The organism is Methylobacterium sp. A49B, assembly GCF_053346215.1.
Map to the genome: position 1 here is coordinate 121,859 of NZ_JBKFBO010000100.1, position 17,145 is coordinate 139,003.

16 protein-coding genes are annotated in these 17,145 nt (G+C 70.0%); 6 read left to right on the forward strand and 10 right to left on the reverse strand.

Going from position 1 to position 17,145, the window contains the following annotated elements; translation table 11 throughout:
* Positions 1-5 precede the first annotated feature (5 nt).
* The 6 genes from ribH to ACLBX9_RS17395 form a co-directional block, all read right to left on the reverse strand.
* Positions 6-500: a 6,7-dimethyl-8-ribityllumazine synthase gene (gene ribH / locus ACLBX9_RS17370; protein ID WP_447719828.1), complete on the reverse strand. Its 495-nt coding sequence runs from the start codon at positions 498-500 to the stop codon at positions 6-8.
* 432 nt (positions 501-932) lie between these two features.
* Complete coding sequence (locus tag ACLBX9_RS17375) at positions 933-2,054, reverse strand: sulfate/molybdate ABC transporter ATP-binding protein (protein WP_447719829.1); 1,122 nt, start codon at positions 2,052-2,054, stop codon at positions 933-935.
* Positions 1,975-2,856 carry a sulfate ABC transporter permease subunit CysW gene (cysW, locus tag ACLBX9_RS17380; protein ID WP_447719830.1) on the reverse strand — a complete coding sequence of 294 codons (882 nt, stop codon included), beginning with the start codon at positions 2,854-2,856 and terminating at the stop codon, positions 1,975-1,977. Before cysW ends, ACLBX9_RS17375 begins: the two co-directional genes overlap by 80 nt.
* Positions 2,849-3,703: a sulfate ABC transporter permease subunit CysT gene (cysT, locus tag ACLBX9_RS17385; RefSeq protein WP_447719831.1), complete on the reverse strand. Its 855-nt coding sequence runs from the start codon at positions 3,701-3,703 to the stop codon at positions 2,849-2,851. The genes cysW and cysT overlap by 8 nt, the downstream gene beginning before the upstream one ends.
* Positions 3,704-3,714: 11 nt before the next feature.
* Entirely contained in the window at positions 3,715-4,752 is a 1,038-nt protein-coding gene (locus ACLBX9_RS17390; protein WP_447719832.1) for a sulfate ABC transporter substrate-binding protein, read from the reverse strand.
* A 598-nt stretch (positions 4,753-5,350) separates the two neighbouring features.
* Entirely contained in the window at positions 5,351-5,536 is a 186-nt protein-coding gene (locus ACLBX9_RS17395; protein WP_447719833.1) for a hypothetical protein, read from the reverse strand.
* Positions 5,537-5,669: 133 nt separating this feature from the next.
* Here ACLBX9_RS17395 and ACLBX9_RS17400 point away from each other — a divergent pair, with 133 nt between their 5' ends.
* The 5 genes from ACLBX9_RS17400 to fdhE all read left to right on the forward strand — a co-directional run bounded on the left by ACLBX9_RS17400 (position 5,670) and on the right by fdhE (position 12,216).
* The gene (locus ACLBX9_RS17400; RefSeq protein ID WP_039894359.1) at positions 5,670-6,011 is read left to right on the forward strand and encodes a hypothetical protein; all 342 of its coding nucleotides are present in this window, start codon (positions 5,670-5,672) and stop codon (positions 6,009-6,011) included.
* Positions 6,012-6,164: 153 nt separating this feature from the next.
* A complete protein-coding gene (gene fdnG, locus ACLBX9_RS17405) occupies positions 6,165-9,245 on the forward strand; it encodes a formate dehydrogenase-N subunit alpha (RefSeq protein ID WP_447719834.1) in 3,081 nt (1,026 codons plus the stop codon).
* A 15-nt stretch (positions 9,246-9,260) separates the two neighbouring features.
* Positions 9,261-10,196 carry a formate dehydrogenase subunit beta gene (fdxH, locus tag ACLBX9_RS17410; RefSeq protein ID WP_010686272.1) on the forward strand — a complete coding sequence of 312 codons (936 nt, stop codon included), beginning with the start codon at positions 9,261-9,263 and terminating at the stop codon, positions 10,194-10,196.
* 297 nt (positions 10,197-10,493) lie between these two features.
* Complete coding sequence (locus ACLBX9_RS17415) at positions 10,494-11,216, forward strand: formate dehydrogenase subunit gamma (protein WP_010686271.1); 723 nt, start codon at positions 10,494-10,496, stop codon at positions 11,214-11,216.
* A gap of 4 nt (positions 11,217-11,220) precedes the next feature.
* Positions 11,221-12,216, forward strand: coding sequence for a formate dehydrogenase accessory protein FdhE (gene fdhE / locus ACLBX9_RS17420; protein ID WP_447719835.1), 996 nt, complete (start codon positions 11,221-11,223; stop codon positions 12,214-12,216).
* A 228-nt stretch (positions 12,217-12,444) separates the two neighbouring features.
* Here the strand turns inward: fdhE and ACLBX9_RS17425 are convergent, their stop codons facing one another.
* The 3 genes from ACLBX9_RS17425 to ACLBX9_RS17435 all read right to left on the reverse strand — a co-directional run bounded on the left by ACLBX9_RS17425 (position 12,445) and on the right by ACLBX9_RS17435 (position 14,309).
* On the reverse strand, positions 12,445-12,789 hold the full coding sequence (locus tag ACLBX9_RS17425; RefSeq protein ID WP_010686269.1) for a hypothetical protein: 345 nt from the start codon (positions 12,787-12,789) through the stop codon (positions 12,445-12,447).
* A gap of 242 nt (positions 12,790-13,031) precedes the next feature.
* Positions 13,032-13,517 (reverse strand): SRPBCC family protein, encoded by a 486-nt coding sequence (locus ACLBX9_RS17430; RefSeq protein WP_010686268.1) that lies wholly within the window; start codon positions 13,515-13,517, stop codon positions 13,032-13,034.
* A gap of 153 nt (positions 13,518-13,670) precedes the next feature.
* Positions 13,671-14,309, reverse strand: a complete 639-nt coding sequence (locus ACLBX9_RS17435) for a L,D-transpeptidase (RefSeq protein WP_010686267.1) — start codon at positions 14,307-14,309, stop codon at positions 13,671-13,673.
* Positions 14,310-14,548: 239 nt separating this feature from the next.
* Here ACLBX9_RS17435 and ACLBX9_RS17440 point away from each other — a divergent pair, with 239 nt between their 5' ends.
* A complete protein-coding gene (locus tag ACLBX9_RS17440; RefSeq protein WP_010686266.1) occupies positions 14,549-15,841 on the forward strand; it encodes an ArgE/DapE family deacylase in 1,293 nt (430 codons plus the stop codon).
* Between the two features lie 94 nt (positions 15,842-15,935).
* Here the strand turns inward: ACLBX9_RS17440 and ACLBX9_RS17445 are convergent, their stop codons facing one another.
* Positions 15,936-16,997 carry an SDR family oxidoreductase gene (locus ACLBX9_RS17445; protein WP_010686265.1) on the reverse strand — a complete coding sequence of 354 codons (1,062 nt, stop codon included), beginning with the start codon at positions 16,995-16,997 and terminating at the stop codon, positions 15,936-15,938.
* Between the last annotated feature and the right edge of the window lie 148 nt (positions 16,998-17,145).

Sequence of the window (17,145 nt, forward strand, 5' to 3'; positions counted from 1 at the left end):
TCCCGTCATCGCGTACGCGCCGCCTCGGCCGCGCGCTTGAGGGCGAGCACCCCGAGCGCCGCCTCGGCCGCGCCGCCGCCCTTGTTCATCTCGGCGACCCGGGCGCGGGCCAGCGCCTGCGCCTCGGTCTCCACGGTGAGGATGCCGTTCCCCAGGGGCACGCGCCGCTGGACCGAGAGATCCATGAGCGCGCGGGCGCTCTCGCCGGCCACGATGTCGTAATGGCCGGTCTCGCCGCGGATCACGCAGCCGAGCGCCACCACGGCGTCGTAGCAGCCCGCATCGAGCAGGATCGCCACCGCGGCGGGGATCTCGAGGGCGCCCGGCACCGTGATCACGGTGGCCTGCGCGTCGGCGGCCTCGATCGCCGCGAGCGCGCCGGCGAGGAGCTCGTCGGCGATCACGTCGTAGTAGCGCGCCTCGACGACGAGGATGCGGGCGCCGGCGAGCGCCGGATCGGTGGGCTTCGGCGCCGAATCGGCGCGGGTATGGGCGACCATGGCTCTCGTCGGCTCTCGTCCGGCCGGGTTTTCGGGGGTTGGCGAGCGGCGTGGCGGGCGCCCGCCCGGGGAGGACGGTTAGACCGAAGCGGCCGGCGCCACAAGCGGTGCCGCCGGTGCGGAGGGTGGCGCCGCGTCGCGCCGTCTCGTGCGGGGTCCCCGATCCGTCATGCGATCGCCGGTCCGGCGCGGGCGCGTCGGCCCGACGGCCCTTGACCGACCCGCCCCGAGCCGGCGCGCGACCCCGCACATGAGCGCCCCGGCGGTGCGCCGCGGCCCGCGCGCCGCGGTCGGCTACCGGGCTCCGCGTTCCGGGGGCCGGGGCCGGGCACGCGTCACGCGTTCGAGGCGGCCCGTGCCGCGCCGCGCGCTCGGCCAGACGCCATCACCAGACACCGTGACCGGACGTCACCGAAGGGCTGCGGCCGGGCCTCACCCGAAGACGTGGCCGCCGTTGATCCGAAGGCCCACCGGGTGCCCGGCCGGGTACCGGACGCCGTCGAAATCCTCGACGGCGAGGACGCGCCCCTCGGCATCGGCCACCTCGATCCGCTGGCGACCCTGGCTCCGGTAGGAGCTGCGGACGGTGCCGGAGAGATGCGCCGCCTCCGGCTCGGCGAGTTGCAGCTGCCACGGCCGGACGTAGAGCTTGACCGGGCCGATCACCCCGGCCGGCGCAACCACGGGCGTCTCGCGGCCCCGGACCAGCACCCGGCCGCCCTCGGCGATCGCCTCCACCTCGACGGAATCCCCTAAGAACTTCATCACGGTGGCCGAGGCCGGGTTCTCCTGCACCTCGTCGGGCGTGCCGACCTGCTCCAGACGGCCGCGATCGAGCACGGCCACCCGGTCGGACAGCTCCAGGGCCTCGTCCTGGTCGTGGGTCACGAAGATCGTGGTCTGGCCGGTGCGGTCGTGGATCTCGCGCAGCCAGCGGCGCAAGTCCTTCCGGACCTGGGCGTCGAGGGCGCCGAAGGGCTCGTCCAGCAGCAGCACCCGGGGCTCCACGGCGAGCGCCCGGGCGAGCGCCACCCGTTGGCGCTGGCCGCCGGAGAGCTGGGACGGGTAGCGGTCGCCGAAGCCCGAGAGGCGGATCAGGTCGAGCAGGTCGCCGACCCGGCGCTTGATCTCCGCCTTGGCCGGCCGGTCCGCCCGGCGCCGGGCGTTCAGCCCGTAGGCGATGTTGTCGGCCACGCTCATGTGCTTGAACAGGGCGTAGTGCTGGAACACGAAGCCGACGGCCCGCTCCTGCACGGCGAGACCCGTCGCGTCGTCGTCGCCGAACAGGATCCGGCCCCGGTCCGGCGCGTCGAGCCCGGCGATGATCCGCAGCAGCGTCGTCTTGCCCGAGCCCGAGGGGCCGAGCAGGCCGATCAGCTCGCCCGCCCGCACGTCGAGCGACAGGTCGTGCAGCACCGCCGCCGTGTCGAAGGTCTTCGACACGTTCTCGACCCGGATCGCCGTGGAGGGACGCTCAGTGAGCCCGGCCGTGCGCGAGCTCGCCGGCGAAGCGCCATTCCAGGACGGATTTGAGGACGAGGGTGATGAGGGCAAGGACGGCGAGGAGCGAAGCGACCGCGAAAGCGGCGACGAAGTTGTACTCATTGTAGAGGATCTCCACGTGAAGTGGGATGGTGTTGGTCAGGCCGCGGATGTGGCCCGACACCACCGAGACCGCGCCGAACTCGCCCATCGCCCGGGCATTGCAGAGGAGCACGCTGTAGAGCAGGCCCCAGCGGATGTTGGGCAGCGTCACCGTCCGGAACGCGTGCAGGCCCGACGCGCCGAGGGTGAGCGCCGCCTCCTCCTCGGCGGTGCCCTGCTCCTGCATCAGGGGGATCAGCTCGCGCGCGACGAACGGGAAGGTGACGAACACCGTCGCCAGCACGATGCCCGGCAGCGCGAACAGGATCTGGATCCCGTGATCGATCAGCCAGGTGCCGAACAGGCCCTGGGACCCGAACAGCAGCACGTAGATCATGCCGGACACCACCGGCGAGACAGAGAACGGCAGGTCGATCAGGGTGATCAGCAGGGACTTGCCGGGGAACTCGAACTTGGCGATCGCCCAGGACGCCGCCAGCCCGAACACGAGGTTGAACGGCACCGCGATCGCCGCCACCGTCAGCGTCAGGCGGATCGCGCTCCAGGCGTCGGGCTCGCGGAAGGCCTCCAGGAAGGCCGCGATCCCCTTCGAGAAGGCCTGGACGAAGACCGCGAAGAGCGGCAGCACCAGGAACAGCGCTAGGAACGCCACCGCGATGCCGATCAGGATCCCGCGCGTGGCCGCCCCCTCGGAGGCGACCGGCGCGGGCTTGGCGGCCGGCACGATGACGGGCGAGAAGATCTCAGACATAGCCGAACCGCCTCCGGGACCAGGCCTGGATGAGGTTGATGGCGAGCAGCGTCAGGAACGAGATCCCGAGCATGATCGTGGCGATGGCGGCCGCGCCGCCGTAGTCGAACTCGGAGAGCTTGATGACGATCAGCAGGGGCGCGATCTCCGAGACGTAGGGCAGGTTGCCGGCGATGAAGATGATCGAGCCGTACTCGCCGACGCCCCGGGCGAAGGCGAGGGCGAAGCCGGTGAGCACCGCGGGGATCAGCGGCGGCAGCACGACCCGGGTCAGCGTCGCGATGCGGGTCGCCCCGAGGGTCGCGGAGGCCTCCTCGATCTCCTTGTCGATCTCAGCGATCAGCGGCTGCACGGTCCGCACCGCGAAGGGCAGGCCGATGAACACCATGGCGATGAAGATGCCCACCGGCGTGTAGGCCGCCTGGATGCCGAGGCGGGCGAGCGGCGCGCCCAGGAGCCCGTCCGGCGCGTAGAGCGAGGCGAGCGCGATGCCGGCGACCGCGGTGGGCAGCGCGAAGGGCAGGTCGACGGCGGCGTCGACGAGCTTGCGCCCCGGGAAGCGGTAGCGCGTCAGAACCCAGGCCACCAGGAAGCCGAACACGGACGCGACGAGGGCGGCCACCGCCGAGACGCCGAAGCTGATCCGCAGGGCGCTCGCCACCCGCGGATCGGTGGCGACGTCCCAGATCCCCGAGAGCCCGAGCCCCGAGGCCTTCACCACCAGCCCGGCCAGCGGCAGCAGGACGATCAGGCCGAGGCAGGTCAGCGTGTAGCCGAAGGTGAACCCGAAGCCCGGGATCACGCTCGGCCGTCGGAAGGTCCATCCGGGACGGGGCGTCGCAACCATGGTCTCAAGCCTCAGCGGCCGGCCCGGCTCAGACGGTCGAACAGGCCGCCGGCGTCGAAGTTCCGCTTCTGGATCTCGTCCCAGGAGCCCTGCAGGTCCTCGATCCGGAACAGCTTGATGTCGGGGAGCTGCGCGAGGTCGGCCGGCGCCGCGGCCTCGCGCTTGATCGGCCGGTAATGGTGCTTGGCGAAGATCGCCTGGGCCTGGTCGGTGTAGAGGAAGTCGAGATAGGCCTGTGCGGCCTTCGTCGTCCCCTTGCGCTCGGCATTGACCGCCACGAGGGCCACCGGTGGCTCGGCGTAGATCGAGATCGGCGGCGAGACGATGTCGAACTTGTCGGCGCCGAACTCCTGCAGCACGAGGTAGGCCTCGTTCTCCCAGGTCGGCAGCACGTCGCCGAGCCCGCGCTGCGCGAAGGTCACGGTCGAGCCGCGCGCGCCCGTGTCGAGCACCGGGACGTTCTTGTAGATCTGGCCCACGAAGGCGTCGGCCTTGGCGGCGTCCTTGTCCTGGCCGTAGGCGTAGCCCCAGGCGGCCAGGAAGTTCCAGCGCCCGCCCGCCGAGGTCTTCGGGTTCGGGGTGATCACCTTCACGTCGGGCTTGACCAGGTCGGCCCAGTCCTTGACGCCCTTCGGGTTGCCCTTGCGGACGAGGAACACCACCGTCGACGTGTAGGGCGTCGCGGTGTTGGGCAGCTTGCTGCGCCAGTCGTCCGGGATCTTGTGGGTGAGCTTGGCGATGGCGTCGATGTCGGACGGGATGCCCAGCGTCACCACGTCGGCGTCGACGCCGTCGATCACCGTGCGCGCCTGCGCGCCCGAGCCGCCATGGGAGGCCCGGACCGTGATCGCCTCGCCGGTCTTGGCCTTCCACGCCTCCGCGAAGGCGGCGTTGATCTCGCGGTAGAGTTCCCGGGTCGGATCGTACGAGACGTTGAGGAGGGCGGTCTCGGCCGCGGCCGGCAGCGCGCAGGTCCACAGCCCAGCCCCGGCCAGCAGGGACAGCCCGATCGCCCGGGCCACCAAGCCCCGACCCGCAGCATTCTTCATCGCGTCCGATCCCCAGCCCTACTGCCTGCGACACGGGGACGACCGACCCCGAGATCCGGAAAATCGTTCGTTTTATCGAACATTGTCAAGCCGCGCGCGACCATCCGGAACGGTTTGCGCCGGTCGCACATCGGGCATCTCTTACCGGAAAGCCAGCGTCGCCAATATGCTGGCGTGAGAGAAGGCATGGATCTTCTCCCGTCGGACCCGGACAGGGAAGAAAATCAACCGGTGAAGGCGTTTTATAGAACGAACGATCTCATGTGCGTCGGCACACGTCGTTCCGCGGCCGGGATAGGAGCCGGGACAGAGGCCGGGATGACCCGCGACGCGAGCGAGGGGCGTGCGTCGTCCCACCTTCGCGCCGCGAATCCATTCCGCTGGATTGGGGAAGGGCGTCTCGTAGCCGGCGACGCGTTCCTCACCGTTATCACGAGCACAGTGAAATGACTCAGGGCGGCGCGACCGCCGCAGGCGCGGCGCCCCTGGATCGCTTCGCCCCGCTCTCAGAGACGGCGGCGCCCCCATCATCGAGCGGAAACGGCATCACCGGTCCCGCGCCGTCGAATCCGTCCTCAATGCGGGAGACCGGGCCGGCTCAGCGCTTCGTCTTGTCGAGTTGCGCCATCAGCGTCTCGAGACGCTGGGTGAGCGGCGCCGCCAGCGTGTCGGCGTAGAGCGTGCGCAGGTTCTGGCCGAGATGGCGGCGGATGCCCGCCGCGAGGGGGGCGACGCTGGGGTCCGCCGAGGCTTCGACGGGACGCTCGAGTTTCGGCTTCGACATCGTCCGGAACCCCGCGCCCGCTCCGGATCAGAATGCGCAAGCTTGGTTAAGGACCCGTCACCGGCCGGAGCCGGAACTGCCGGTGCGAGGGATACGTTGCCCGCTGACCCACGTTGGCGCCCGGAGTTCCGCCTTGTCCCGTTCGATGTCCCTGTCCGTGCTGGTGTTCCTCGCGGCGACGGTGGCCGGTTCGCCCGCGCTGGCGCAGACCAAACCCGGCGAGATCAAGGGCATCGACGCGATGGGCGACAAGTCGCGCAGCGCCCAGGACGGCTGGAGCCAGGCGCCGGTCCCCCGGGAGCAGTCGGCCGCCAAGGATGCGCCCGACCCGGGCGGCCAGTCGATCAAGGAGAACGCCGACCGTCCGGTCCCGCCGGCCCAGCCCGGCGGCACCGCCGGCACCGAGCCGCAAGCTCCCCTGGAGCATCGGACGGCAGGGCCATCCGGGACGAATCCCGCAAATCCCAGCAAGTAAAAAAAGCGTATTCATCCAGGATGATATCGGCACATTGAACGTGCAGCCCGGGGCGATACACGGGCTGTCGCTGTGTCACGCGACCGCACTTGTGTGGCGCACGCTTTTTTGGGACACCCTGGAATTATACCAGATCGCTTTTACGGAGCGGAGATGACGGTCCAGGTCTCAAGGCGTGGCCTGCTCAAGGGGGCCGGTGCCGGCCTCGCGGGCGGCTCGCTGGGTGCGCTCGGATTCGGCGGGCTCGAGCCCGCCATGGCCGCCGCGGTGCGGCCCTTCAAGCTCGCGCAGATGCGCGAGACCCGCAACACGTGCCCGTACTGCTCGGTTGCGTGCGGCGTCATCCTGTACAGCCTGGGTGACCGGTCGAAGAACGCCCGCTCCTCGGTGATGCACATCGAGGGCGACCCCGATCACCCGGTCAATCGCGGCACGCTCTGCCCGAAGGGCTCGGCGCTGCTCGATTTCGTGCATTCCGAGACCCGCACCAAGTACCCGCTGCACCGCGCCCCCGGTTCCACCGAGTTCAAGCGCGTGTCCTGGGACTTCGCCCTCGACCGGATCTCGACGCTCCTCAAGGAGGATCGGGACAAGAACTTCGTGGCCAAGAACGGCGACCTCACGGTCAACCGCTGGACCACCACGGGCTTCCTGGGGGCCTCGGCCACCACCAACGAGACGGCCTGGCTGACCTACAAGACAGTCCGAAGCATGGGGGCCCTGGTCTTCGATAATCAGGCCAGGGTTTGACACGGTCCGTCGGTCGCCAGTTTGGCGCCCTCCTTCGGACGCGGTGCGATGACCAACCTCTGGATGGACATCAAGCACGCGGACGTGATTACCGTGATGGGCGGCAATGCCGCCGAGGCTCACCCCTGCGGCTTCAAGTGGGTCGTCGAGGCGAAGGCCCATAACAACGCCAAGCTGATCGTCGTCGATCCGCGCTTCACCCGCACGGCGTCGGTGGCCGATCTCTACTGCCCGATCCGGCAGGGGACCGACATCGCGTTCCTGTCGGGCGTGGCCAAGTACCTGCTCGACAACGACAAGCTGCAGCACCGCTACGTCTCCGCCTACACCAACGCCGGGTACGTCGTCCGCGAGGGCTACGACTTCAGCGAGGGCCTGTTCGCGGGCTACGACGCGGACAAGCGCGACTACGACAAGACCACCTGGGACTACGAGATCGGCTCGGACGGCTACGCCGTGGTCGACGAGACGATGCAGCACCCGCGCTGCGTGATGCAGCTCCTGAAGAAGCATCTCGCGCTCTACACGCCCGAGATGGTGGAGAAGATCTGCGGCTCGCCTAAGGAGACCTTCCTGAAGGTCTGCGAGCTGATGGCGACGACGGCCGCGCCCGAGCGGACCATGGCGTCGCTCTACGCGCTGGGCTGGACGCACCACTCGAAGGGCTCGCAGAACATCCGCTCCATGTGCATCGTGCAGACGCTGCTCGGGAACATCGGGATGCTCGGCGGCGGCATGCAGGCGCTGCGCGGCCACTCCAACATCCAGGGGCTGACCGATATCGGGCTGATGAGCAACCTCATCCCCGGCTATCTCAACATCCCAGTGGAGAAGGAGCCCGACTACGCGAGCTACATCGCCAAGCGGCAGTTCAAGCCGCTGCGCCCGGGGCAGACGAGCTACTGGCAGAACTACAACAAGTTCTTCGTCTCGTTCCAGAAGGCGATGTGGGGCGACAAGGCCCAGAAGGAGAACGACTGGGCCTACGACTACCTGCCCAAGCTCGACGTGCCGACCTACGACGTGATCCGTGGGTTCGAGCTCGCCAAGCAGGGCAAGATGACCGGCTACGTCATCCAGGGCTTCAACCCCCTGCTGTCGTTCCCGAACCGCGCCAAGATGACGGAAGCCTTCTCCAAGATGAAGTTCTTGGTGGTGATGGATCCGCTCAAGACCGAGACGGCCCGGTTCTGGGAGAACCACGGCGAGTACAACGACGTCGATCCGACCAAGATCCAGACCGAGGTGTTCGAGCTGCCGACCACCCTGTTCGTGGAGGAGGAAGGCTCGCTCTCGAACTCCAGCCGCTGGCTGCAGTGGCACTGGCAGGCGCAGGACGCGCCGGGCGAGTGCCGCTCGGACATCGAGATCATGTCGGAGATCTTCCTCCGCGTGAAGGCGGCCTACAAGAAGGACGGCGGGGCCTTCCCGGACCCGATCGTCAATCTGAAGTGGGACTACGCCATGGCGGAGGCGCCGACGCCGACGGAGCTCGCCCGCGAGCTCAACGGCTACACGCTGGCGCCGACGCCGGACCTCAACGGGACCGTCATCCCGGCGGGCAAGCAGGTGGACGGCTTCGCCCAGCTCAAGGACGACGGGACGACGGCGTGCGGGTGCTGGATCTACTCGGGCTGCTACACCGAGAAGGGCAACACCATGGCCCGCCGGGACAACACCGATCCCGGCGACCGCGGCATCGCGCCGAACTGGGCCTTCGCGTGGCCGGCCAACCGGCGCGTGCTCTACAACCGCGCCTCGTGCGACCCCGAGGGCCGTCCGTGGTCGGAGAAGAAGAAGCTCATCGAGTGGAACGGCAAGCAGTGGATCGGCTTCGACGTGCCGGATTACGGCGTCACCGTCGCCCCCGATAAGGGCGTCGGGCCGTTCATCCTGAACCAGGAGGGCGTAGCCCGCCTGTGGACCCGGGGCCTCATGCGCGACGGGCCGTTCCCGACGCACTACGAGCCGTTCGAGTCGCCGGTGGCCAACCTCGCCTTCCCGAAGATCAAGGGCGCGCCCGCGTCCCGCATCTTCAAGGACGATCTGGCCGACCTCGGCGACGCGAAGGAGTTCCCCTACGCGGCGACGAGCTACCGCCTGACCGAGCACTTCCACGGCTGGACCAAGCACGCCCGGATCAACGCGATCCTCCAGCCGGAGGCCTTCGTGGAGATCTCGGAGGAGCTCGCCAAGGAGAAGGGCATCACCAAGGGCGGCTGGGTCCGCGTATGGTCGAAGCGCGGCTCCCTGAAGGCCAAGGCCGTGGTGACGAAGCGCATCAAGCCGCTGATCTGCGACGGCAAGCCCGTCCACGTCGTCGGCATCCCGCAGCACTGGGGCTTCATGGGCCTCACCAAGAAAGGATGGCACCCGAACTCGCTCACGCCGGTCGTGGGCGACGCGAACACCGAGACGCCGGAGTTCAAGGCCTGGCTCGTCAACATCGAGCCGACCTCGCCTCCGTCGGACGCGGTCGCGTAAGGGGGAGCGGCAGACATGGCTGACTACAGCTCCCTCGACATCCGCCAGCGCTCCGCCTCGACGGAGACGCCGCCGGAGATCCGCCGCCAGGTGGAGGTCGCCAAGCTCATCGACGTGTCCAAGTGCATCGGCTGCAAGGCCTGCCAGGCGGCGTGCGAGGAGTGGAACGACCTGCGCGACGACATCGGCATCAATCGCGGTGTCTATGACAACCCCCACGACCTCACGCCGAAGTCGTGGACGCTGATGCGGTTCACCGAGTACGAGAACCCCGAGACCAACCACCTCGAATGGCTGATCCGCAAGGACGGCTGCATGCACTGCACCGAGCCGGGCTGCCTGAAGGCCTGCCCGTCGCCGGGCGCGATCGTGCAGTACTCCAACGGCATCGTCGACTTCATCGAGGAGAACTGCATCGGCTGCGGCTACTGCGTGAAGGGCTGCCCCTTCAACATCCCGCGCATCAGCCAGACCGACCACAAGGCGTACAAGTGCACCCTGTGCTCGGACCGGGTGGCGGTGGGTCAGGCCCCGGCCTGCGCCAAGGCCTGCCCGACCGGCTCGATCATGTTCGGCACCAAGCAGGCCATGATCGATCAGGCGCACGACCGCGTCGAGGACCTGAAGTCGCGCGGCTTCGACAAGGCCGGCCTCTACGACCCGGCGGGCGTCGGCGGCACGCACGTCATGTACGTGCTGCACCACGCCGACCAGCCGAGCCTCTATGCCGGCCTGCCGAACGACCCGAAGATCTCGCCGCTGGTCGCCTTCTGGAAGGGCGGGGCCAAGGTTTTCGGGCTCGCCGCCATGGGCTTCGCGGCGGTGGCGGGCTTCTTCCACTACGTGACGGCCGGCCCCAACGAGGTCGTGCCCGAGGAGGAGGAAGAGGCGGTCGAGTACGACGAGGCCAAGCGCCGCGAGAACGGCGGCGGCGAGGTCCGGCCGCACTGAGACGCGACGGTCTCCCTCCCCCCTCTGCGGGGGAGGGTGGCCCCCGAAGGGGGTCGGGAGAGGGGAGCGACGGTGCCGCATGAACCGCCGGCCTCCATGAAGATCGTGCCCTTTCTTGAACCCGGGTTCCCCTCTCCCGACCCCTGCTGACGCAGGGGCCACCCTCCCCCGCAGAGGGGGGAGGGAGAGATGCGGAGCCGCGAGCGACAGGATGGAGACGTTGCAGCCGTCCCACCCTATCTTTGAATTCCAGAGCCGCCCCGCGGGGCCGGCACCGCATCAGGCGCGAGAAGGCCGATGACGATCCAGACCGATATCCGGGACGGCGATTCCCGCCCCCTCCACCACGCCAAGTCCGAGGCGCCGGAGGTGATGTACGTCCCCCGCTACACCGGCGTGCAGCGCGTGAACCACTGGATCACCGCGATCCTGTTCACCCTGCTGACCCTCTCGGGCCTGGCGATGTTCACGCCGTACCTGTTCTCGCTCACCGGCCTGTTCGGTGGCGGGCAGGCGACCCGGGCGATCCACCCGTGGTTCGGCGTGGCGCTGGCGGTGAGCTTCTTCTTCCTGTTCGTGCGCTTCTGGAAGCTCAACATCCCCAACAAGGACGACGTCGAGTGGTCGATGAAGATCGGCGACGTGGTCACCAACCGCGAGGACCGGCTGCCCGAACTCGGCAAGTACAATGCCGGCCAGAAGGGCGTGTTCTGGGGCCAGACCGCGCTGATCGGCGTGATGTTCGTCACCGGTCTCGTGATCTGGAACACCTATTTCGGCGGCCTCACCTCCATCGAGACCCAGCGCTGGGCGCTCCTCGCCCACTCGCTCGCCGCCGTGATCGCCATCGCGATCATCGTGGTGCACATCTACGCGGGCATCTGGGTGCGCGGCACCGGCCGGGCGATGGTCCGCGGCACGGTGACGGGCGGCTGGGCCTACCGGCACCACCGCAAGTGGTTCCGGCAGATGGCCGGCGGCAAGGCCCGCCACGGCTCGGTGGACAAGCGCGGGTCCTGAGCGCGTGGCCAGTTTCTTCAAGCGCAAGCCCGCGGCACCCGCCGCGGACAAGGCATCGACGCCCGCCGAGGCGCCGAAACCCCGCCGCCGGGACTTCAATGAGCTCAAGCCCGATCCCGACAAGATCGGCATCTCGGGCTCGGTGCCGTTCGTGCGCCTGCCCGACCCCGCGAGCCTGTTCGCCGACCGTGCCGCCCGCTTGGACGAGGCCGCCCCCGGCCACCCGCTGGAGGCCTATCTCCGGTTCGTCGCCGAGGTCGCCCGGGCCCAGGCGACGGTCCAGGCGCAGGTGCCGCCGCCCGCGGCGCCGGAAGCCGGCGATCTGGCGCTGCGCAGCGAGCACGGCATGCCGCCCCTGTCGCGGCACGGGCTGGAGGCGGATCCGGGCTTCGACGCCTGCCTGCTGGCGCTCCTCGACGCGGTCGATCTCACCACGGCGCCCGAGGCCTCGGCGGCGGCGCGCGAATCCCTGCGCGCGGCCTCCCGCGAGGATCGCCTCGACCTCGCCCTGCAGGTCTTCGAGGGCGCGCTGCCGGTGGACCGGATCGCCGAATGCGTGTTCGTCTCGGCCGCCCTTCAGGTGCGCCTCGCCGGGCAGGCGGCGCGGCTCGACACCAAGATCCTGAAGCCCGTGGCGGACGGCGTCTGCCCGTGCTGCGGCGGCGCGCCGGTGGCGAGCGTCGTGGTCGCCTGGACGCCCGCCGACAAGGCCCGCTACCTCAGCTGCTCCCTCTGCGGCACCTACTGGAACCACGTCCGCATCCGCTGCACCGCCTGCGGCTCCGGCGAGGGGATCAGCTATTACGGACTCGACGAGGTCTCGAAGGACGTCCAGGTCGAGACCTGCACGACCTGCCACAGCTACATCAAGCACCTGCACCAGCACCGGGCGCCGACGCTCGATCCGGTGGCGGACGACATCGCCTCCTACGGCCTCGATCTGAAGATCGCCGAGGAGGGGTTCCGGCGGGCCGGGCTGAACCTGCTGTTCGTGATCTAAGCCGCGCTCCACCCGGGCAGGGCCACCCTTATCCCGCCCACACCCTCATCCTGAGGTGCCCGCGTCAGCGGGCCTCGAAGGAGTGCTCCAGAAAGCACCGCAATCCCTGGAGCCCCCCGTCGAGGCCTTCGCTCCGCTGCGGCACCTCAGCATGAGGGGGAGGGGTTGGACGCACGCCGACGCGCGAGAACGGCGACCTCGACGGCGGGCGGCCCTGAGACGCCTCGCTCAGCGGTAGCCGTACCGGCTCTTGGCGGCGGCGAGGAGGTGCAGGGCCTCGCCCGACTTGCCGGCCGCGCATTCCGCCGCGGCGTGCGCGAGGTCGGCGCCGAAGCGGTCGCCCACCGGCTTGTTGAGGTTGCCGGTCGCCACGTCGCTGTCGACGATCGCCCGGGTGCGCGCGATCTCGGGGCCGCAGCCGCTGCCGGTGGGCAGGGCGAGCGGGGCCGGCACGACGGGCGAGGGCTCCGTGACCGCGGGGGTGGCCCGCTGCTGGCAGGCGCCGAGCGCCGCGACGGCGAGGATTGCGAGGCTGAGGCGCAGCGGGAGGCGGGACGCGGGCACGGCGATCATCCTGGTGGGGGCGCCGATCGCGGCGCCGCCAGGGTTGTGAGCCGAGCTTGGCAGTGGGTCAATCGCCGGGGCGGCACGCCGCGTGCGCGCGCCGCGCGGGGCAGGGGGGACTGCGTCCACGTCGTTTCCCGAGGCGCCCGCGTGACTTGGCGCGCGCGCCTCCCCTCCGGGTCCGGCGGTGCGCGCCAAATCGTGACCGCGGCACCTTCGGCGCGCTTACGCGACGCGCCTGCTCGGAGCGCTTACTTGGCCTTGTCGGCCAGCGCCTTCAGGCCGGAATCGTAGATGCCCTGGATCGCATCGGTGGCGACCGTGTCGGGCGCACCCTTGGCGTTGAAGGTGCCGGTCCAGGTCACCTTCGAGCCGGAGCCCGCGGGCGCGACCGAGAGCGTCGACTTGTAGTCCGAGACCGGCAGCGGGCTCTCCAGGATCGTGTAGGTGTAGCTCATCACCTTGTCGTCGCGGGAGACCTGCTCCTCCTTGATGGTGCCGCCGCCCTTCAGGCTGAGGGTGCGGACCTTCATGCCGTCCTTGTCGGAGAGGGCGCACTTCTCGATGGCCGGGTGCCAGTCGCCGATGCCGCAGAACTCGCCGATGGTCTGCCAGACCTTGGCCGGGGGCGCGGCGATGTCGGCCGAGCGCGTCACCTCCAGGGCGTACCCCGGCACGGTGGCCGCGGCGAGCGCCAGGGCGGCGAAGGGGAGGGACCGGCAGAAAGCGATGGGCATCTTGGGGGTGTCTCCGTCCGTCTCAGGTCGCGGCAGGGGCCGCGCGGGCTCTGATGGCCGCGGAGGAGCTAGGCCGGCAGGCCGCCCACGGCAATGGGCGCACGGCGCCGCGCGTGACGTCCGTGCCCTGACGCCGCGCGGCCGTGGGCGGACCTACCAAGCCTCCATCGCGTCGCTGTCGGCCGGGTATCCGTAGGTCGCCGCCGGCGCGTAGGCGGGTCGGCCGGCGGGGCGGTAATAGGCCGGCACCGACCGGCGGCCCATCTGGTCGCTGTCCGCCAGGAGGTCGTCCGTCTCGTAGGGGCTGCGCTGCCGGGCGACGCGGATCCCGCGCCGCCCGCGCTCTGCGACCGGGGCGTCCGCACCGTCGATCACCACGCGGGTCCGGCCCATGCCCTGGGCCTTCACGAGGTTGAACAGGGTGGCGGCGTTGCGCACCGACAGGCGGACGCAGCCGTGGGAGGCCGCCCGCCCCAGGGCGCGGCCGTGGTTGGTGCCGTGGATGGCATGCCCCTGGTTGGTGAAGAACATCGCGAACGGCATGGGGGCGTCGTCCCACTCCTTCGAGAAGTGGGTGCGCTCCATCCGGAACGGCCGGTACGACCCGGACGGCGTGTCGTAGCTCGCCACACCCGTGGAGACCGGCCAGGAATAGCGGGGCTGCCCGTCGACCGAGACCTCCATGCGCTGCGTGGTCTTGTCGACGTTGACGAGCACGTCGGCGCTGGCGGAGCCCGGAGCCGCGGACCACAGGAGCAGGCCGGAGAGGGCCGAGATCAGACCGATACGCATGATGCGACTCCGACTGGGTAAGCGCGACGGTTTGCCGATAGGCTAAGCCGTTGGCAACACCGCGGTTCCGCCCGTCGACGGCGATGCGTAGTCACGCTTTGCTGAACGGCTCTCACAGGGATTGTGCCGGAACTGCGCCGGGCGCGGGATTTCGGCACGAACCGTGCCCTCGGCACCCGCCGGTTGACAGCCGCCCGAGCCCGGGCGCTTCCTCCCGGCCGCACCGGTTCGGAGTTCCCATGGCCCTCGACCCCACCCTCGCCGCCGAGATCGAAGCCTCCGTGGCGGAGGGGTTTCCCGATCAGATCGCCCACACGCAGGCGCTGGTCCGGTTCGCGTCCCTGCGCGGCGAAGAGCATGCCTGCCAGGATTACGTCTTCGAGCAATTCCGTGCCCGCGGCTACGCCACCGAGCGCTTCGCCATGGACCGCGCCGCCATCGCGGCCCATCCGGGCGGCTCGAAGATCGACGAGGCCCACCATTCGGACGCGCCGATCGTCGTCTGCCACCACCGGCCGGGCACCGAGACCGGACGCTCGCTGATCCTGCAGGCCCATGTCGACGTGGTGCCGCCCGGCCCCCTCGACCTCTGGACCCACGGGCCCTTCGACCCGGTCATCCAGGGCGACTGGATGTATGGGCGCGGTGCCGGCGACATGAAGGCCGGTCACGCCGCCAACCTGTTCGCCCTCGACGCCCTGGCGCGTCTCGGCCTCCAGCCGGCGGCCTCCGTGACGGTGCAATCCGTGGTCGAGGAGGAATCCACCGGCAACGGCGCCCTGATGACCCATCTGCGCGGCTACCGGGCCGACGCCGTGCTGATCCCCGAGCCGGAGGACGAGAAGCTCGTGCGCGCCAATACCGGCGTGCTCTGGTTCACCGTGGAGGTCCGGGGCGTGCCGGTCCACGTGCGCGAGATGGGCGCGGGCGCCAACGCCATCGACGCCACCTACCGGGTGATCGGGGCGCTGCGCGCCGTCGAGGCCCGCTGGAACGCCGAGAAGGCGGCGCACCCGCATTTCGAGACCGAGGACCACCCGATCAACCTCAACATCGGCAAGATCGAGGGGGGCGACTGGGCCTCATCGGTGCCGGCCTGGTGCCGGATCCACTGCCGGGTCGCGCTCTACCCGGGCGTGACCGCCGCGCAGGCCGCCGCCGAGATCGAGGCCGCGGTGGCGTCCTTCTCCCGCACCGACCCGTTCCTGGCCAACAGCCCGCCGCAGGTCGTCTTCAACGGCTTCTTCGCCGAGGGCTACGTGCTGGAGGCGGGCTCCGAGGCCGAGGCGGTGCTCGGCCGCGCCCACGAGCGGGCCATCGGCTCCCCTCTGCAGAGCTTCATGACGGCGGGCTACCTCGATACCCGCGTCCACGCCCTCTACGACCGGGTGCCGGCCCTCTGCTATGGCCCGACCTCCCAGAACATCCACGGCTTCGACGAGCGGGTCAGCCTCGCCTCGGTGAAGCGGATCACGACCACCATGGCGCTGTTCGTGGCCGAGTGGTGCGGGACGGAGCGCAGGGCCGGGTGACGGTGCAGACTGGGAGAAGGTGAGGCGCAGTTCTCCCTCCCCCCTCTGCGGGGGAGGGAGACTCGCGGAACCCATCGTGATTGCGCGGCCGGCTTCAAGGGATCAGCCGATCCGCGCGGAGCTGGGCGAACAGGTCATAGAACGCGTCGTCGGTCGGCTGGTAGGCGGTGAAGCCCAGCCGCCGGCTCCTGCTCATGTCGGTGACGACCTCGATCGGCCGGCCGAGATCGGCATCCGTGTGCCAGGGCGAGGCCAGCTTGGTCAGGTCCGGCTCGGCGAGGCCGTGGCGCCGCGCGATCTCCGCCCAGGCCGGCCCGTCCTGCGCCATCCGGGGCTCCAAGGGCCGGTGCGTGCCGTCGAAGGGCACCGCCTCGATCCCGAACCACGCGGCGATCCGGCCCCACATCCAGCTCCAGCGGAAGACGTCGCCGTCGACGACGTTGAACGCCGCGTTGGCGGCCCTCGGCTCAGTGGAGGCCCAGAGCAGCTGGCGGGCGAGCAACCGCGCGTCGGTCATGTCGGTGAGGCCGTTCCACTGCGCGGCCGAGCCCGGGAACACGAACGGACGTCCCAGCTCCCGGCACAGGGTGGCGTAGCACGCGAGCGTCGTGCCCATGTTCATGGCGTTGCCGACCGCCTTGCCGATGATCGTGTGCGGCCGGTGGACGCTCCAGGTGAAGCCGTCGCGCTCCGCGGCGGCGAACACCGCATCTTCCTGGGCGTAATAGAAGTTCTCGATGTCGAGGCGGCCCTGGTCCTCGCGGAACGGCGTCTGCGGCAGGGTGCCTTTGCCGTAGGCCTCGAACGGGCCGAGATAGTGCTTCAGCCCGGTCACCAGGGCGACGTGGCGGACGCTCTTCTTCGGCCGGAGCGCGTCGAGCACGTTCTCGACCATCGCCCGGTTGACGCGGATCATCTCCGCCTCGGTCGGCCGACGCTGCCAGGTCGCGAGGAAGACGTGGCTCGGGGCGAGATCGGCGAGCGCTGTCTCCAGGGAGGCCCGATCCTGCAGGTCGCCGGTTACCGGCGCGACGCCGTCCTGCCGCACCGGGTGGCGGGCGAGACCGGCGACCGTCCAGCCCTCCTGGGTCAGCAGCGCCGCGGTGGCGCTGCCGACGATCCCGCTGGCGCCGACGATCAGGGCGGTGTTCGACATGGAAAGCCTCGCGCCCGGCCGAATTCCGGGTCCGGGGCAGATGGGCATGGGTGGTGTCGCGACAACCCCGCTGCGCGGCGAGGGCGCCTGTGCGGCGCGCAAGGCGTGGTTTCGAAAGGTCTCGACCCGGCCCTGTCAAGGTGATCTC

What these genes read in the sequence shown, in the direction of transcription:
- ribH (WP_447719828.1), bottom strand. Translation starts at nt 500, where the DNA reads ATGGTCGCCCATACCCGCGCCGATTCGGCGCCGAAGCCCACCGATCCG.
- cysW (WP_447719830.1), bottom strand. Translation starts at nt 2,856, where the DNA reads ATGTCTGAGATCTTCTCGCCCGTCATCGTGCCGGCCGCCAAGCCCGCG.
- cysT (WP_447719831.1), bottom strand. Translation starts at nt 3,703, where the DNA reads ATGGTTGCGACGCCCCGTCCCGGATGGACCTTCCGACGGCCGAGCGTG.
- ACLBX9_RS17390 (WP_447719832.1), bottom strand. Translation starts at nt 4,752, where the DNA reads ATGAAGAATGCTGCGGGTCGGGGCTTGGTGGCCCGGGCGATCGGGCTG.
- ACLBX9_RS17395 (WP_447719833.1), bottom strand. Translation starts at nt 5,536, where the DNA reads ATGTCGAAGCCGAAACTCGAGCGTCCCGTCGAAGCCTCGGCGGACCCC.
- fdxH (WP_010686272.1), top strand. Translation starts at nt 9,261, where the DNA reads ATGGCTGACTACAGCTCCCTCGACATCCGCCAGCGCTCCGCCTCGACG.
- ACLBX9_RS17415 (WP_010686271.1), top strand. Translation starts at nt 10,494, where the DNA reads ATGACGATCCAGACCGATATCCGGGACGGCGATTCCCGCCCCCTCCAC.
- ACLBX9_RS17425 (WP_010686269.1), bottom strand. Translation starts at nt 12,789, where the DNA reads ATGATCGCCGTGCCCGCGTCCCGCCTCCCGCTGCGCCTCAGCCTCGCA.
- ACLBX9_RS17430 (WP_010686268.1), bottom strand. Translation starts at nt 13,517, where the DNA reads ATGCCCATCGCTTTCTGCCGGTCCCTCCCCTTCGCCGCCCTGGCGCTC.
- ACLBX9_RS17435 (WP_010686267.1), bottom strand. Translation starts at nt 14,309, where the DNA reads ATGCGTATCGGTCTGATCTCGGCCCTCTCCGGCCTGCTCCTGTGGTCC.
- ACLBX9_RS17440 (WP_010686266.1), top strand. Translation starts at nt 14,549, where the DNA reads ATGGCCCTCGACCCCACCCTCGCCGCCGAGATCGAAGCCTCCGTGGCG.
- ACLBX9_RS17445 (WP_010686265.1), bottom strand. Translation starts at nt 16,997, where the DNA reads ATGTCGAACACCGCCCTGATCGTCGGCGCCAGCGGGATCGTCGGCAGC.